Source organism: Erythrobacter sp. SN021, from assembly GCF_021864455.1.
Map to the genome: position 1 here is coordinate 666,353 of NZ_JAKKUW010000001.1, position 14,023 is coordinate 680,375.

The window sequence follows — 14,023 nt, forward strand, 5'->3', positions numbered from 1 at the left end:
GGAGAGGATCACATTAACCCAGCAGCTCCTGTTCGAGCTTCTTGGCCATTTCCTCGATGTTTTCCGGCGGCCAGCCCGGGATGTCCATGCCAAGGCGCAGGCCCATCGAGGAAAGGACTTCCTTGATCTCGTTGAGCGACTTGCGGCCGAAGTTCGGCGTGCGGAGCATCTCGGCCTCGGTCTTCTGGACCAGGTCGCCGATGTAGATGATGTTGTCGTTCTTGAGGCAGTTCGCCGAACGGACCGACAGTTCCAACTCGTCGACCTTCTTGAGAAGGTAGCGGTTGAGCTGGTTGGTGTCGCTTTCCTGCGGCTCGGCGGCCTGGCCGATCATGGCCGTGGTCGGCTGCGGGATGCCGTCTTCGAAGTGGACGAACAGCGTCAATTGATCCTGAAGGATGCGCGCGGCATAAGCCACGGCGTCTTCCGGAGTGACCGTGCCGTCGGTCTCGACGGTCAGCGAGAGCTTGTCGTAGTCGAGCTCCTGACCAACGCGGGCATTCTCGACCTTGTAGCTAACCTGGCGGACCGGGGAGTACAGGCTGTCGACCGGGATGAGACCGATCGGCGCATCGGCCGGACGGTTCATGACGGCCGGACGATAGCCCTTCCCGGTGTCGGCGGTCAGCTCCATGTTGAGCGTGGCGCCTTCGTCGAGATGGCAGATCACGAGGTCCTTGTTCATGACCTCGATGTCGCCCGAAACGGCGATGTCGCCAGCCTTTACTTCGCCCGGGCCGGTGGCCGAAAGCTGCAGGCGCTTCATGCCTTCGCCTTCCATCTTCAGCGCGATCTGCTTAACGTTGAGCACGATGTCGGTCACATCTTCGCGCACGCCGGCGAGGCTGCTGAATTCGTGCAGCACGTTTTCGATCTTGATCGACGTGATCGCGGCGCCCTGGAGCGAGCTCAGGAGCACGCGGCGCAGAGCGTTGCCGAGCGTCAGGCCGAAGCCACGCTCGAGCGGTTCGGCCACGAAGGTTGCCTTGCGGGCCTTATCGCCGGATTCCTTGATATCAAGGACATTGGGTTTCTTGAGTTCCTGCCAGTTCTTAATGTTGACGGACATAAAAATCCCCTGGTTCGGATGCGGGCAGGACCGGCGCTCTTCGATAGAGCGTCCGGTCCGTGAGAGGGTGTTGGCGGCCCGTTACCGGACCGCCAGGCAGGTACGGATCAGACGCGACGACGCTTGGAAGGACGGACCCCGTTATGCGGGATCGGCGTCACGTCACGGATCGAAGTGATGGTGAAGCCCACTGCAGCGAGACCGCGCAGCGCGCTTTCACGGCCCGAGCCCGGACCCTTCACTTCGACTTCGAGGGTGCGCACGCCGTGTTCGGCAGCCTTGCGGCCTGCGTCGTCGGCGGCGACCTGCGCGGCATAGGGAGTCGACTTACGGCTGCCCTTGAAGCCCATCATGCCGGCGCTGGACCAGCTGATCGCATTGCCCTGCGCGTCGGTGATGGTGATCATCGTGTTGTTGAAGCTGGCGTTGATGTGCGCAACGCCGCTCGAAATGTTCTTTTTGTCGCGGCGCCTAACGCGGCCGGGTTCGCGTGCCATGGTGTATCTTCCTTACAGTCTATCAAGAAGGGAAAAGCGTACGGACGAGCCGAAGCTTACTTCTTCTTGCCGGCGATCGGCTTGGCCTTGCCCTTGCGGGTACGGGCGTTGGTGTGAGTGCGCTGGCCGCGAACGGGCAGACCGGCACGGTGACGCAGGCCGCGATAGGAACGCAGGTCCATCAGGCGCTTGATGTTCATCGCAGTGTCGCGGCGAAGGTCGCCCTCGACCATATGCTCTTCGTCGATCGTTTCGCGAATGCGCAGGATTTCCTCGTCGGACAGATCCTGAACCCGCGCGGCGTGATCGATGCCGAGCTTGTCGGCGATCTCGACGGCCTTGGTACGGCCGATACCGTGAATGTAGGTGAGCGCGATGATAACGCGCTTGTTGGTGGGGATGTTTACCCCGGCAATACGAGCCACTTACTTCTCCATGCTCCACAGGGGCCGGTCTATCCGGCTTTCCCTATCTCATCGCTCAATTCATCCGCCGGATGCGGCAGCCTGCCTAACGCAAAAAGCCCGGATGGCGTGCAAATGGCTGCCGCCTGCCGGACTCACCGCAATGTCGAATGAACCGCGCGCTTAGGAGGATTCGCTGGCCGCGTCAACCACCGAGCGCACACAAGGTGGCGAGACCGCCGATATGGGCGGCTCGCCAGATGATGCAACCCTTGTAGCGTTTCGTGCGGATGGGGTCAAAACCTCCCCACTGCTCCTTCAACGAAAAGCGCGAGCGTTCCGTTCAACATCGGTCATTCCGCCCCTTGAAGCGCGTCGATCTGCGTTTCGATGCTGGGCTCCTCTTCGGGATCCTCGACCGGCTCCGGCTCCGATGCCTCACCCTCCAAAGCACCGAGATGATCGCGGAGCCCCGCAAGCTGTTGGCTCATCACGCCATCGACAGCCTTGGCGATGGTCTCGACATCGTAGCGCAGATATCCGCCCACGACATATTCCCAACGAATACGCGTGCCGCCATTGATTTCCTCGAGTGTCACCGTGAGGACGCCTGTTGCCGGTTCACCCTGTAGCGGCCCCAGGCCACCACGCATGCGCAGGCTCTTGAGCGGATAGGCCTGGATGACGGACATGTGCCCTGCGCTGCCGTCCAGGGGAAAACCGTCTTCACGATCCTCGCCCGGGACACGCTCGCAAAAGCAGCCGCCCGCCTGCGGCGTAAGCGTCATATTGGCGGCATCGCCCGACCATGTGTGAGCATCGTTCCACCAGTCACCCGGCTTGATCAGCGCCAGCCAGGTTTCCAGCGGCGTCGCGGCAACTTCGGCAACGTTCTGTGTGACAAAGCCGTTGGCGCTCGTGTCGGCTACCTTCGCCGAAAGCGGGGCGGCAGCCACCATCGCGGCTAATGCAAAAACGGTGGCGGGACGACGCATAAGACCTCTCTCCATTGACGGACAGAGGTCCTAGGGCAAGCCGGAACGCATTGAAAGTGACAGGATCAGCCCGCCAGGATCGCGTCGATTGCCTGGGTGACGTCTTCGATCGAGGCCATGCCGTCGACCCGTGTCACGATATCGCGCGCCTCGTAGCCCGGCAGAATCGGCGCGGTCTTCCCACGGTATTCCTGCATACGGGTGCGGACGGTTTCCTCATTGTCGTCCGGGCGGCGCTTGAACTCGGTCGAACCACATTTGTCGCACACGCCTTCCTGCTTGGGCTGCTTGAAGACATCGTGATAGCCCTCGCCGCAATTGGCGCAGGTAAACCGGCCGGTGATACGCTCTACGAGCGCGTCTTCGTCCACTTCGAGCTCGATCACGTGGTCGAGCTTGCGCCCGTGCCTGGCGAGGATTTCGTCGAGCTGATCGGCCTGCGCGGCAGTGCGCGGATATCCATCGAAGATCGCGCCCACTTCGGGTCCCATGTCCGACAGCTTGGCGTCGATCATTGCCGACACGATCTCGTCCGAGACCAGACCGCCCGAATCCATGATGTCGGCAACCTTGCGTCCCAGATCGGTATCGGCCTTGCGCGTTTCGCGCAGCATGTCGCCAGTCGAAAGCTGACGCATGCCATGGTGCTCGACCAATCGCTGCGCCTGTGTTCCCTTGCCGGCGCCCGGAGGGCCGAGGAGGATAATGTCCATAGCGTAAAGTCCCCTTCGCGCCTGCTGTGCCTTAACGCACGCGCCCCTTCAACTTCGCCTTTTTGATGAGATCGCCATACTGGTGTGCCAGCAGATGCGATTGTATCTGACTGATGGTATCCACCGTCACATTCACCACGATGAGCAGGCTGGTCCCGCCGAGAAACAGCGGCACGCCGGTCTGCGCGATCATATATTCGGGCACCACACAAACAAGCGTCAGGTAAATCGCCCCGATCACGGTGATGCGCGTCAACACGTAATCAAGATATTCCTCGGTGCGCTTGCCCGGACGGATGCCGGGAATGAAGCCGCCGTTCTTCTTCAGATTCTCCGCGGTCTCTTCCGGATTAAAGACGATCGCGGTGTAGAAGAAACAGAAGAAGATGATGCCCAGCGCATAGAGCGCCATATACAGGGGCTGGCCATGCTGCAGATATTGCAGCGTGGTTTGCAGCACCCCGCCCGCCGTCGTGTCGGTATCGACCGAATTACCGGCGAACTGCGTGATCGTCAGCGGCAGCAGCAGCAACGAGCTGGCGAAGATCGGCGGGATAACGCCGGCAGTGTTGAGCTTGAGCGGCAAGTGCGAGCGATCCGCCTGCATCATGCCGCGCTGCGTCGCGCGCTTGGGATACTGGATCAGCAGGCGGCGCTGCGCGCGTTCCATGAAGCAGATCACGAGGATCAGGATCACGACCATGGCGATCAGGCCGACGATGATACCGGTGGCGATCGAACCTTCCGAATAGCCCGAACCCAGGTTCGAAACGAAGGTCGGGAACTGGGCCACGATGCCCGCCATGATGATGAGCGAAACGCCGTTGCCGATACCCCGGCTGGTGATCTGTTCACCCAGCCACAGCAGGAACATCGTGCCGCCGACGAGACTGATGACCGCGCCGACGCGGAACATGACGCCCGGATCGACCACCGCCTGCATCCCGCTCTGCGCCCCGAAGCTTTCCAGTCCCGATGCCAGGAACCAGCCCTGGATCGCGCACAGGAACACCGTGCCATAGCGCGTGTACTGATTGAGCTTCTGCCGCCCGACGGTGCCCTCTTTCTTGAGCGCGGCCAGCGTCGGATGGAGAGCCGCGGCCAACTGCACGACGATCGAGGCGGTAATGTAAGGCATGACGCCGAGCGCGATGAGGCTCATCCGCTCCAGGCTGCCGCCCGAAAACGTATTGAACATGTCCAGGATGCCGCCGCGCGTCTGATCGTAGAGGTCGCTCAGGATCAGCGGGTTCACACCCGGGAGCGGAACGAAGCTCAGGAAGCGGAAGACGATCAGGGCACCGATAGTGAACCAGATACGGTTCTTCAGCTCGGTGGCCTTGGAGAAATTAGCGAGACTCATGTTGCTCGCGATATTGTCGGCGCGTGATGCCATGGGAATCTGTTCAATCCTGAATTGGCGCCGGTCCCTCCCGGCACAGGAAGGCTAGATAGGAAGCGGGGAGCGGAATGTCGAACCCCGCTCCCCGAATTTTCCCGCTTACTTTGCCTTCGCAGCCTTGTTGGCTTCGGCGCGAGCAGCCTTCTTTTCGTGCTCGGGCTTGTCGGCAGCGATCACTTCGACCTTGCCGCCTGCCTTTTCGACCGCCTCGATGGCGCCCTTGGAGGCACCGGCGACCTTGAAGCTGACCTTGGCCTTGATCTCACCCTTGCCGAGGAGACGAACACCGTCCTTGCCACCACGCGCAAGGCCAGCAGCCTTCAGCGCTTCGTGGTCGACAACGTTCTTGCCGTCGAGCTTCTTGGCGTCGATGAACTTCTGGACCATGCCGATGTTCACTTCCGCGTAATCCTTGCCGAACGGATTGTTGAAGCCACGCTTCGGCAGGCGCATGTGCAGCGGCATCTGGCCGCCCTCGAAGCCCTTGATGGCCACACCCGAACGGCTCTTCTGGCCCTTCTGGCCACGGCCGCCGGTCTTGCCCTTGCCCGAGCCGATGCCACGCCCGATGCGGATGCGGCTCTTGCGTGCGCCGGAATTGTCGCGGATATCATTCAGTTTCATAGTGCACTCGCTTTCGCTTTCTAACGCCCCATAACGGGGTTCGCGCTGTTGGGAAGTGCGCGCCGATAGTCGGATTCTGGCCCTATGTCGACCCTTGATTTGCCAAGCGGCCGACGGATATCCTGGGTCAGGGACGAACCGCGCTCCCGGTGCGCCGGATCCTTGGGCTCGACATATCGAGCACCCGCTCCCTGAAGGCACGAAAAACCCCGACACGCGGGCCGGGGCTTTCCTGTCCACAATCTTGTGAAGCGGCCTTAGTCGACCACGGTCACCAGATGCGGGATTTTGGCGATCGCGCCGCGCACCTCGGGGGTGTCTTGCCGCTCCACGATCTTATGCATCTTGTCGAGGCCCAGGCCGACCAGGATTTTCTTCTGGCTTTCCGGGCGCCGGATCGGCGAGCCGATCTGCTTGATCTTGATGGTTTTCGCTTTGGCCATCTCGATTACTCCGCGATTGCGGCGGCGTCGGCTTCAGCCTCTGCCTCCGACGCGCCACCACGGCCAAGCAGGTCGGCGACCTTCTTGCCGCGACGCTGAGCTACCGACTTCGGCGAAGTCTGGTTGGTCAGCGCATCGAAAGTGGCGCGGATCATGTTGTAGGGGTTCGAAGTGCCGACCGACTTGGTCACCACGTCGGCAACGCCGAGGCTCTCGAACACGGCACGCATCGGACCACCGGCGATGATGCCGGTACCCGGAGGCGCGGTGCGGACGGTAACCTTGCCGGCACCGAAATGGCCCTTGCCGTCGTGATGGAGGGTGCGGCCCTCCTTCAGTGCGACGCGGATCATCTTCTTGCGCGCAGCGGCGGTCGCCTTGCTGATCGCTTCGGGAACTTCGCGGGCCTTGCCCTTGCCGAAGCCGACACGGCCCTGGCCGTCACCGACAACCACGAGTGCAGCGAAACCGAAGCGTTTACCGCCCTTCACCGTTTTGCTGACGCGGTTGATGTGGACGAGCTTCTCGATGATGCCGTCGTCTTCTTCCTCGCGGCGGTTACCGCGACGATTGTCACGGCCGCCACGACCGCGTCCGCGATCATTGCCACCGCGGCCACCGCGGCCACGACCTTCGCGCTGCTGCGGCTGCCCTTCGGCACCCTGAGCCGGGCTCTGGTTGGCAGCAGCTTCCGAGGGAGTATCGGCTACTGCCGGCTCTTCCTTGGTCACGGCCGCTTCGGTCTCGGCCTTTGCCTCGGTCGCTTCGACCTTGGTCTCCTCGACCTTGGTTTCGGCTTCGGTGTTTTCGGTTTTCTTGTCGTCAGCCATCATCAGAACTCCAGCCCGCCTTCGCGAGCGGCGTCGGCCAGCGCCTTGACGCGGCCATGGAATAGGAAGCCACCGCGATCGAACACGACGGTGGTCACGCCGGCCTTCTTGGCAGCAGCGGCGATGTCGCCACCGACCTTCTTGGCGGCTTCGACGTTGGCGCCTGAGCCCTTGGCACCGAGCGTCGAGGCGGCGGCAACGGTCTTGCCGGCCGTATCATCGATGATCTGCGCGTAGATGTGCTTGCCGGTGCGGTGCACCGACAAACGGGGCTTGCCACCCGACACGTTGCGGAGCGCGGTGCGGACGCGGCGACGGCGACGTTCAAAGAGAGAGAGCTTTGCCATCTTACTTCTTCTTCCCTTCCTTGCGGAAGATATACTCGCCGCGGTACTTGATGCCCTTGCCCTTGTAGGGTTCGGGCTTGCGCCACTTGCGGACGTTCGCCGCAAACTGGCCCACGGCCTGCTTGTCGATACCGCTGATCTCGACGGTCGTCTGGTCGGGCGTCTTCACCTCGAGGCCTTCCGGCACGTCGAGGTCGACGTCATGCGAGAAGCCGAGCTGAAGCTTGAGCTTCTTGCCCTGCGCCTGCGCACGATAACCGACACCGTTGATCTCGAGGACCTTGGTGAACCCTTCGGTCACGCCCTCGACCAGGTTCGACACGAGCGTGCGCTGCATACCCCAGTGGTTGCGAGCGGCGCGCGTGTCGTTGGCCGGCTTGATCGAGATTTCGCCGTCTTCGAGCTTGTACTCGATCAGGTCGGACAGGCCCATGCTGAGGGTACCCTTGGGACCCTTCACGCTGAGCGTGCCGTTGTCGATATTGGCGGTGACGCCGCTAGGGATCGCCACCGGCTTCTTGCCGATGCGGCTCATCAGAACACCTCCGCCAGCACTTCGCCGCCGACGTTTTCGGTACGCGCTTCGACATCCGAAAGCACGCCCTTGGGCGTCGAGACGATGGTGATGCCGAGGCCGTTGCGCACAATCGGAAGTTCCTTCGAACCCGAATAGACGCGGCGGCCAGGCTTGGAGACGCGGGCGACATGCTTGATCGCAGGTTCGCCCTCGAAATACTTCAGTTCGATCCGCAGCGCGGGGTGCTTGCCCGAAGCGTCTTCGCTGTAGCCACGGATGTAGCCTTCGCGCTGAAGCACTTCGAGAACGTTCGCACGCAGCTTGCTGGCGGGCGACAGGACACTGTCCTTCTTCGCGCGCTGGCCGTTGCGGATGCGGGTGAGCATATCACCCAGGGGATCGGTCATAGCCATCTGTCTTTACCTCACCAGCTCGACTTGGTCAGGCCTGGGATCAGGCCCTTGTTGCCGAGGTCGCGCAGTTCGATGCGGTTGAGGCCGAACTTGCGGTAGTAGCCGCGGGGGCGGCCGGTGGTGGAGCAGCGGTTGCGCACCCGGGTCGGGTTCGCATTGCGCGGCAGTTCCGCCATCTTGAGGCGCGCGATAAGACGCTCGCTCTCGTCGAGGCTTTCGTCGTTCGCGATAGCCTTCAGCTTCGCGTACTTGTCCGCATACTGCTTGACGAGCTTCTTGCGACGCTCGTTCTTGTTGATCGAACTCAGTTTCGCCATTGGACTTAAGTTCCTCTATTAGCGGCTCACGCCGCCTCCTTCTCTTCCGACTCTTCAGCCGGGAACGGGAAACCGAACAGGCGGAGCAGTTCGCGCGCCTCTTCGTCGGTCTTCGCCGTCGTGGTTACGATGATGTCCATCCCGCGGACCTTGTCGATCTGGTCGTAGCTGATCTCGGGAAAGATGATCTGTTCCTTCAGGCCCATGGCGTAATTGCCACGGCCGTCGAACGACTTCGGATTGAGGCCACGGAAGTCGCGGATGCGCGGCATGGCCACGGTCACGAGACGATCCATGAACTCGTACATGCGCTCGCGGCGCAGGGTGACCTTGCAACCGATCGGCATGCCTTCACGCAGTTTGAACTGCGCGATCGACTTCTTGGCCTTGGTGATAACCGGCTTCTGGCCGGCGATCAGAGCCATTTCCTCGGCGGCCGTCTGAACCTTCTTCTTGTCCTGGCTGGCTTCGCCGACGCCCATGTTGAGCGTCACCTTTTCCAGCTTCGGAACTTCGAGAGCGTTCTTGTAGCCGAACTTCTCGGTCATCGCCTTGACGATCTGCTCGTCATAGCGCTGCTTCATGCGAGGGGTATAATCAGCCATCGATGGTCTCCCCGGACTTCACGGCGACGCGCACCTTCTTGCCGTCCTTCTCTTCGAAACGGACGCGGGTGGGCTTGCCATCCTTCGGATCTGCCAGAGCAACCTTGCTGATGGCCATCGGCGCCTCGAAGCGGTCGATACCACCCTGCGGGTTCTGCTGGGTCGGCTTGCGGTGACGGGCAGCGATGTTGACGCCTTCGACGACGATTTTGCCGTCCTTCGGCATGACCTTCGCGACGGTGCCGGTCTTGCCCTTGTCCTTGCCGGACAGGACGACGACGCTGTCACCCTTCTTGATCTTAGCGGCGGCCATTACAGCACCTCCGGAGCAAGCGAGATGATCTTCATGAAGCCACGACCGCGCAGTTCGCGCACGACGGGGCCGAAGATACGGGTGCCGATCGGCTCTTCGCTCTTGTTCACGAGCACCGCGGCGTTGCTATCGAAGCGGATCACGCTGCCATCGGGGCGGCGAACATCCTTCTTCGTGCGTACGATGACAGCGCGATGGACATCGCCCTTCTTCACCTTGGTGCGCGGCTGGGCTTCCTTGACGGAAACCACGATCACGTCGCCCACGGAGGCAGTCCGGCGCTTCGAGCCGCCCAGTACTTTGATGCACTGGACGCGCTTGGCGCCGCTGTTGTCCGCGACGTCGAGATTGGATTGCATCTGGATCATCGATCCGGTTCCTTCTCAATGGCTTGCCGGGACCGATGCCCGGCAGTTCCTACGTCTAATTGCCTTCAGTTACCTGCGGCTTCGACTTCGAGGTCGGCCTCGACAGCCTGCGTGCCGCCTGCGGTAACGCGGTCGATCACCTGCCAGGTCTTGGTCTTGGAGATCGGCTTGGTTTCTTCGATACGCACGACATCACCGAGCGTGAACTCGTTCTTTTCGTCATGGGCATGGTATTTCTTCGAACGGCGAATGATCTTCCCGTAGAGGGGATGCTTCACCTTGCGCTCGACGAGCACGGTAACGGTTTTGTCGGTCTTGTCGGAGGTGACGGTCCCGATCAGAATACGCTTGGGCATGGTCTACTCCTTAAGCCTTGGCTTCGGCGCTGGTCGCGCGTTCGGTCTGCAGCGTCTTGATCTTGGCGATCGTGCGACGCACTTCGCGAATGCGGGCCGGAGCCTCGAGCTGGTTCGTGGCCGCCTGGAAGCGGAGGTTGAACTGCTCGCGCTTCAGCGTGGTCAGCTCTTCGGCCAGCTGGTCGTCCGACTTCTGGCGCAGGTCTTCAATCTTGGCCATCATTCGCCTCCCAGGTGCGAGGTGTCGCCCAGGCGGGCAACGACTTTGGTCTTGATCGGCAGTTTCATCGCCGCACGCTCGAATGCCTCGGCAGCAAGCGGACCGGCTACGCCGTCGAGTTCGAACAGGATGCGGCCCGGCTTCACGCGGGCGGCCCAGTATTCGACCGAACCCTTGCCCTTACCCTGACGGACTTCGGCAGGCTTCTTGGACACCGGCACATCGGGGAAGACGCGGATCCAAAGGCGACCCTGACGCTTGATGTGGCGGGTGATCGCACGACGCGCAGCTTCGATCTGGCGCGCGGTGATCCGCTCGGGCTCCAGCGCCTTCAGGCCATAGGAGCCGAAGTTCAAGGTGGTTCCGCCCTTGGCGTCGCCCTTGATCTTGCCCTTGAAGGCCTTGCGGTACTTGGTTTTCTTCGGTTGCAGCATGGTTCTTTCCTAATCCTGCAATCAGCGCGCCGGACGGACGCCCGAGGTCTGGGCTTCCATCATGAGGCGATCCTGGGCGGTCGGGTCATGCGCCATAATCTCACCCTTGAAGATCCAGCACTTGATGCCGATGATCCCGTAGGCGGTCAGCGCTTCGGCTTCCGCATAGTCGACATTGGCGCGCAGCGTGTGCAACGGCACGCGGCCTTCGCGATACCATTCCACGCGGGCGATTTCCGCACCGCCGAGACGGCCGCCGCAGACAATCTTGATGCCTTCCGCGCCAAGGCGGAGGGCCGATTGCACGGCGCGCTTCATCGCGCGGCGGAATGCAACGCGGCGGATCAACTGGTCGGCGATACCCTGGGCGACGAGCTTGGCGTCGATTTCCGGCTTGCGGATTTCGACGATATTCAGCTTCACTTCGCTTTCGGTCATCTTCGACAGCTTGGCGCGCAGCTTTTCGATGTCCGCGCCCTTCTTGCCGATGATCACACCGGGACGGGCCGCGTAGATCGAAATGCGGCACAGCTTAGCCGGGCGCTCGATCACCACCTTCGAGATCGCTGCCTGCGGCAGGTTCTCGACGATGTGCTTGCGGATTTCGATATCTTCGCTGAGCAGCTTGGCATAGTCACGCCCTTCGGCGTACCAGCGGCTGTCCCAGGTGCGGTTGATCTGCAGGCGCAGACCGATCGGATTGCTCTTCTGGCCCATCTTACGCCTCTTCCTGCTCGCGGACGACGATGCGAAGGCGGCTGAACGGCTTCAGGATGCGCGTCGACTTGCCGCGACCACGGGTGTGGAACCGCTTCATCGTAATCGACTTGCCCACCGAAGCCTCGGCAACGACCAGCGCGTCGACATCGAGGTTGTGGTTGTTTTCCGCATTGGCGATCGCCGATGCGAGAACCTTCGTGGCGTCCTTGGCCATCGCCTTCTTCGAGAAAGCGAGGATGTTGAGCGCCTCTTCGGCCTTCTTGCCGCGGATCAGCTCGGCAACGAGGTTGAGCTTCTGCGCCGAACCACGGATCGTGGTTCCGACGGCGAGCGCCTCGTTGTCGGCTACGCGACGGGGTGCTTTCTGCTTGCTCATCAGCGCTTACCCTTCTTGTCGGCAGCATGGCCCGGGAAGGTGCGCGTGGGCGCGAATTCACCGAGCTTGTGGCCGACCATCTCTTCCGAAACGGAGACCGGGATGAACTTGTGACCGTTGTAGACGTTGAACGTCAGACCAACGAACTGCGGCAGGATGGTGGAACGGCGCGACCAGGTCTTGATCGGCTTGGAGCCACCAGCGTCCTGAGCGGTCTCGGCCTTCTTCAGAAGGCTGAGCTCGACGAACGGACCTTTCCAGACGGAACGAGCCATGTCGGATTACCTCTTCTTCTTCGCGTGGCGCGAACGGATGATGAACTTGTCCGTCTGCTTGTTCTTGCGGGTACGGGCGCCCTTGGTCGGCTTACCCCACGGAGTGACCGGATGACGGCCACCACTGGTACGGCCTTCACCACCACCATGCGGGTGGTCGACCGGGTTCTTGGCGACACCGCGGGTCAGCGGCTTGATACCCATCCAGCGGCGACGACCGGCCTTGCCCAGGTTCTGGTTCTGGTTGTCCGGGTTCGACACGGCACCGACGGTGCCCATGCAGTCCGCACGCAGATAACGCTGCTCACCACTGTTGAGACGCACGATAACCATGCCGCGATCGCGACCGACCAGCTGGACGTAGGAACCTGCGGCGCGGGCGATCTGGCCGCCCTTGCCCGGCTTCATTTCCACGTTGTGGCAGATCGTGCCGACCGGCATCTGGCCAAGCAGCATGGCGTTGCCGGGCTTGGTGTCGCACTTCTCGGCAGCGATGACCTTGTCGCCGACAGCAAGACGCTGCGGAGCAAGGATATAGGCCAGTTCGCCGTCGTCGTACTTCACCAGCGCGATGAAGGCGGTACGGTTCGGGTCGTATTCCAGACGCTCGACGGTGCCTTCGACGTCCCACTTGCGACGCTTGAAGTCGACATAGCGGTACTTCTGCTTGTGGCCGCCGGCCATGCCGCGCGAAGTGACGTGGCCCTTGTTGTTACGGCCACCGGTCTTGCGCTTGCCTTCGACGAGCGACTTGACCGGCTTGCCCTTGTAGAGACCCGACTTGTCGACGAGGATCAGGCCGCGACGGCCCGGGCTCGTTGGTTTGTAGTTCTTGAGTGCCATTACTCTCTAGCCCCTCAGATACCGCTGGTGACGTCGATGGAATCGCCGTCCTTCAGGGTGACGATGGCCTTCTTCATGTCCACGCGCTTGTAGGGCTTGCCCTTCCAGCGCTTGGTCTTGCCCTTCGTCACGATGGTGTTCACGCCCGTCACATTGACGCCGAAGATCGCCTCGACCGCTTCCTTGATCTGCGGCTTGGTGGCATCGTTGGCGACCTTGAAGACGACGGCGTTGTGTTCCGACGCCAGCGTGGCCTTCTCGGTGATATGCGGTGCGAGCACGACGTCGTAGTGACGCGCTTCCACTTCCTGCTTCTTAGCCATTGAAACGGGCCTCCAGCTTTTCGACCGCGTCCTTGGTGAGAACCAGCGTGTCGTGCTTCAGGATGTCGTAGACGTTGGCACCCATCGCCGGCAGTACATTGACGCCGGGGATGTTGCGGGCAGCCTTGCTGAAACCGTCATTGACGCTTTCACCGTCGATCACGAGGACCTTGCCGCTCCACCCGTTCTTGCCGAAGGTTGCAACAAGCGCCTTGGTCTTGGCGTCCTTGAGCTCGAGGCTGTCGACGACGACGAGGCCATCCTTCGCCTTGCTCGACAGAGCCATCTTGAGCCCGAGAGCGCGGACCTTCTTGTTGAGCGACTGCTCGAAGTCACGCTTGCGCGCACCGTGAGCCTTGCCGCCCCCGATAAAGATCGGAGCGCCGCGATCGCCGTGGCGAGCCGTGCCGCCACCCTTCTGGCGACCCCACTTCTTGCCGGTGCGAGCAACGTCCGAACGCTCGCGCGTCGGGCGGGCGGTGCCGCGGCGGTTTTCGAGCTGCCAGGTGACAACCCGGTGCAGGATGTCGGCACGCGGCTCGAGACCGAACACGTCATCGTTCAGTTCGATGTCGCCCGACGCCTTGCCGTCGATTTTCTGGACCTTCACCTTCACGGA

General features: G+C 61.9%; 25 protein-coding genes. All 25 read right to left on the minus strand.

All coding sequences use genetic code 11. The features are described from left to right. Positions 1-13: 13 nt before the first annotated feature. Positions 14-1,069, minus strand: a complete 1,056-nt coding sequence (locus L5849_RS03200; RefSeq protein WP_115417090.1) for a DNA-directed RNA polymerase subunit alpha — start codon at positions 1,067-1,069, stop codon at positions 14-16. A 107-nt stretch (positions 1,070-1,176) separates the two neighbouring features. Beyond that, positions 1,177-1,566, minus strand: a complete 390-nt coding sequence (gene rpsK / locus L5849_RS03205; RefSeq protein WP_006831904.1) for a 30S ribosomal protein S11 — start codon at positions 1,564-1,566, stop codon at positions 1,177-1,179. A gap of 56 nt (positions 1,567-1,622) precedes the next feature. Beyond that, on the minus strand, positions 1,623-1,991 hold the full coding sequence (gene rpsM, locus L5849_RS03210) for a 30S ribosomal protein S13 (RefSeq protein WP_115417091.1): 369 nt from the start codon (positions 1,989-1,991) through the stop codon (positions 1,623-1,625). A gap of 332 nt (positions 1,992-2,323) precedes the next feature. Beyond that, positions 2,324-2,965, minus strand: coding sequence for an SRPBCC family protein (locus L5849_RS03215; RefSeq protein WP_236924407.1), 642 nt, complete (start codon positions 2,963-2,965; stop codon positions 2,324-2,326). A gap of 65 nt (positions 2,966-3,030) precedes the next feature. Beyond that, positions 3,031-3,678 (minus strand): adenylate kinase, encoded by a 648-nt coding sequence (locus tag L5849_RS03220; RefSeq protein ID WP_115417092.1) that lies wholly within the window; start codon positions 3,676-3,678, stop codon positions 3,031-3,033. Positions 3,679-3,709: 31 nt separating this feature from the next. Then, on the minus strand, positions 3,710-5,074 hold the full coding sequence (secY, locus tag L5849_RS03225) for a preprotein translocase subunit SecY (RefSeq protein WP_115417093.1): 1,365 nt from the start codon (positions 5,072-5,074) through the stop codon (positions 3,710-3,712). Between the two features lie 105 nt (positions 5,075-5,179). Next, positions 5,180-5,704, minus strand: coding sequence for a 50S ribosomal protein L15 (gene rplO / locus L5849_RS03230; protein WP_115417094.1), 525 nt, complete (start codon positions 5,702-5,704; stop codon positions 5,180-5,182). A gap of 257 nt (positions 5,705-5,961) precedes the next feature. Continuing rightward, entirely contained in the window at positions 5,962-6,147 is a 186-nt protein-coding gene (gene rpmD, locus L5849_RS03235; protein WP_115417095.1) for a 50S ribosomal protein L30, read from the minus strand. 5 nt (positions 6,148-6,152) lie between these two features. Continuing rightward, entirely contained in the window at positions 6,153-6,980 is an 828-nt protein-coding gene (gene rpsE, locus L5849_RS03240) for a 30S ribosomal protein S5 (RefSeq protein WP_234041428.1), read from the minus strand. Further along, positions 6,980-7,324 (minus strand): 50S ribosomal protein L18, encoded by a 345-nt coding sequence (rplR, locus tag L5849_RS03245; RefSeq protein ID WP_236924408.1) that lies wholly within the window; start codon positions 7,322-7,324, stop codon positions 6,980-6,982. Before rplR ends, rpsE begins: the two co-directional genes overlap by 1 nt. 1 nt (position 7,325) lies before the next feature. Further along, positions 7,326-7,859: a 50S ribosomal protein L6 gene (rplF, locus tag L5849_RS03250; RefSeq protein WP_115417097.1), complete on the minus strand. Its 534-nt coding sequence runs from the start codon at positions 7,857-7,859 to the stop codon at positions 7,326-7,328. Continuing rightward, positions 7,859-8,254, minus strand: a complete 396-nt coding sequence (gene rpsH, locus L5849_RS03255; protein ID WP_115417098.1) for a 30S ribosomal protein S8 — start codon at positions 8,252-8,254, stop codon at positions 7,859-7,861. The genes rplF and rpsH overlap by 1 nt, the downstream gene beginning before the upstream one ends. A gap of 11 nt (positions 8,255-8,265) precedes the next feature. Then, positions 8,266-8,571 (minus strand): 30S ribosomal protein S14, encoded by a 306-nt coding sequence (rpsN, locus tag L5849_RS03260; RefSeq protein ID WP_067690105.1) that lies wholly within the window; start codon positions 8,569-8,571, stop codon positions 8,266-8,268. A 26-nt stretch (positions 8,572-8,597) separates the two neighbouring features. Beyond that, the gene (gene rplE / locus L5849_RS03265) at positions 8,598-9,176 is read right to left on the minus strand and encodes a 50S ribosomal protein L5 (protein ID WP_115417099.1); all 579 of its coding nucleotides are present in this window, start codon (positions 9,174-9,176) and stop codon (positions 8,598-8,600) included. Further along, the gene (gene rplX, locus L5849_RS03270) at positions 9,169-9,489 is read right to left on the minus strand and encodes a 50S ribosomal protein L24 (RefSeq protein WP_115417100.1); all 321 of its coding nucleotides are present in this window, start codon (positions 9,487-9,489) and stop codon (positions 9,169-9,171) included. The genes rplE and rplX overlap by 8 nt, the downstream gene beginning before the upstream one ends. Beyond that, positions 9,489-9,857 carry a 50S ribosomal protein L14 gene (rplN, locus tag L5849_RS03275; RefSeq protein WP_067464754.1) on the minus strand — a complete coding sequence of 123 codons (369 nt, stop codon included), beginning with the start codon at positions 9,855-9,857 and terminating at the stop codon, positions 9,489-9,491. The genes rplX and rplN overlap by 1 nt, the downstream gene beginning before the upstream one ends. 65 nt (positions 9,858-9,922) lie before the next feature. Then, a complete protein-coding gene (rpsQ, locus tag L5849_RS03280; RefSeq protein ID WP_067690112.1) occupies positions 9,923-10,213 on the minus strand; it encodes a 30S ribosomal protein S17 in 291 nt (96 codons plus the stop codon). A 10-nt stretch (positions 10,214-10,223) separates the two neighbouring features. Continuing rightward, positions 10,224-10,433 (minus strand): 50S ribosomal protein L29, encoded by a 210-nt coding sequence (gene rpmC / locus L5849_RS03285; protein ID WP_115417933.1) that lies wholly within the window; start codon positions 10,431-10,433, stop codon positions 10,224-10,226. Then, complete coding sequence (gene rplP, locus L5849_RS03290) at positions 10,433-10,867, minus strand: 50S ribosomal protein L16 (RefSeq protein ID WP_115417101.1); 435 nt, start codon at positions 10,865-10,867, stop codon at positions 10,433-10,435. Before rplP ends, rpmC begins: the two co-directional genes overlap by 1 nt. A 21-nt stretch (positions 10,868-10,888) precedes the next feature. Continuing rightward, entirely contained in the window at positions 10,889-11,584 is a 696-nt protein-coding gene (gene rpsC / locus L5849_RS03295; RefSeq protein ID WP_115417102.1) for a 30S ribosomal protein S3, read from the minus strand. Position 11,585: 1 nt separating this feature from the next. Further along, positions 11,586-11,963 carry a 50S ribosomal protein L22 gene (rplV, locus tag L5849_RS03300; protein WP_067690121.1) on the minus strand — a complete coding sequence of 126 codons (378 nt, stop codon included), beginning with the start codon at positions 11,961-11,963 and terminating at the stop codon, positions 11,586-11,588. Continuing rightward, positions 11,963-12,238, minus strand: a complete 276-nt coding sequence (gene rpsS / locus L5849_RS03305; protein ID WP_050599053.1) for a 30S ribosomal protein S19 — start codon at positions 12,236-12,238, stop codon at positions 11,963-11,965. Before rpsS ends, rplV begins: the two co-directional genes overlap by 1 nt. A 6-nt stretch (positions 12,239-12,244) precedes the next feature. Continuing rightward, positions 12,245-13,081 carry a 50S ribosomal protein L2 gene (rplB, locus tag L5849_RS03310; protein ID WP_236924409.1) on the minus strand — a complete coding sequence of 279 codons (837 nt, stop codon included), beginning with the start codon at positions 13,079-13,081 and terminating at the stop codon, positions 12,245-12,247. Between the two features lie 14 nt (positions 13,082-13,095). After that, entirely contained in the window at positions 13,096-13,404 is a 309-nt protein-coding gene (locus L5849_RS03315; RefSeq protein WP_115417104.1) for a 50S ribosomal protein L23, read from the minus strand. Next, on the minus strand, positions 13,397-14,020 hold the full coding sequence (gene rplD, locus L5849_RS03320; protein ID WP_067504748.1) for a 50S ribosomal protein L4: 624 nt from the start codon (positions 14,018-14,020) through the stop codon (positions 13,397-13,399). Before rplD ends, L5849_RS03315 begins: the two co-directional genes overlap by 8 nt. Positions 14,021-14,023: the final 3 nt, after the last annotated feature.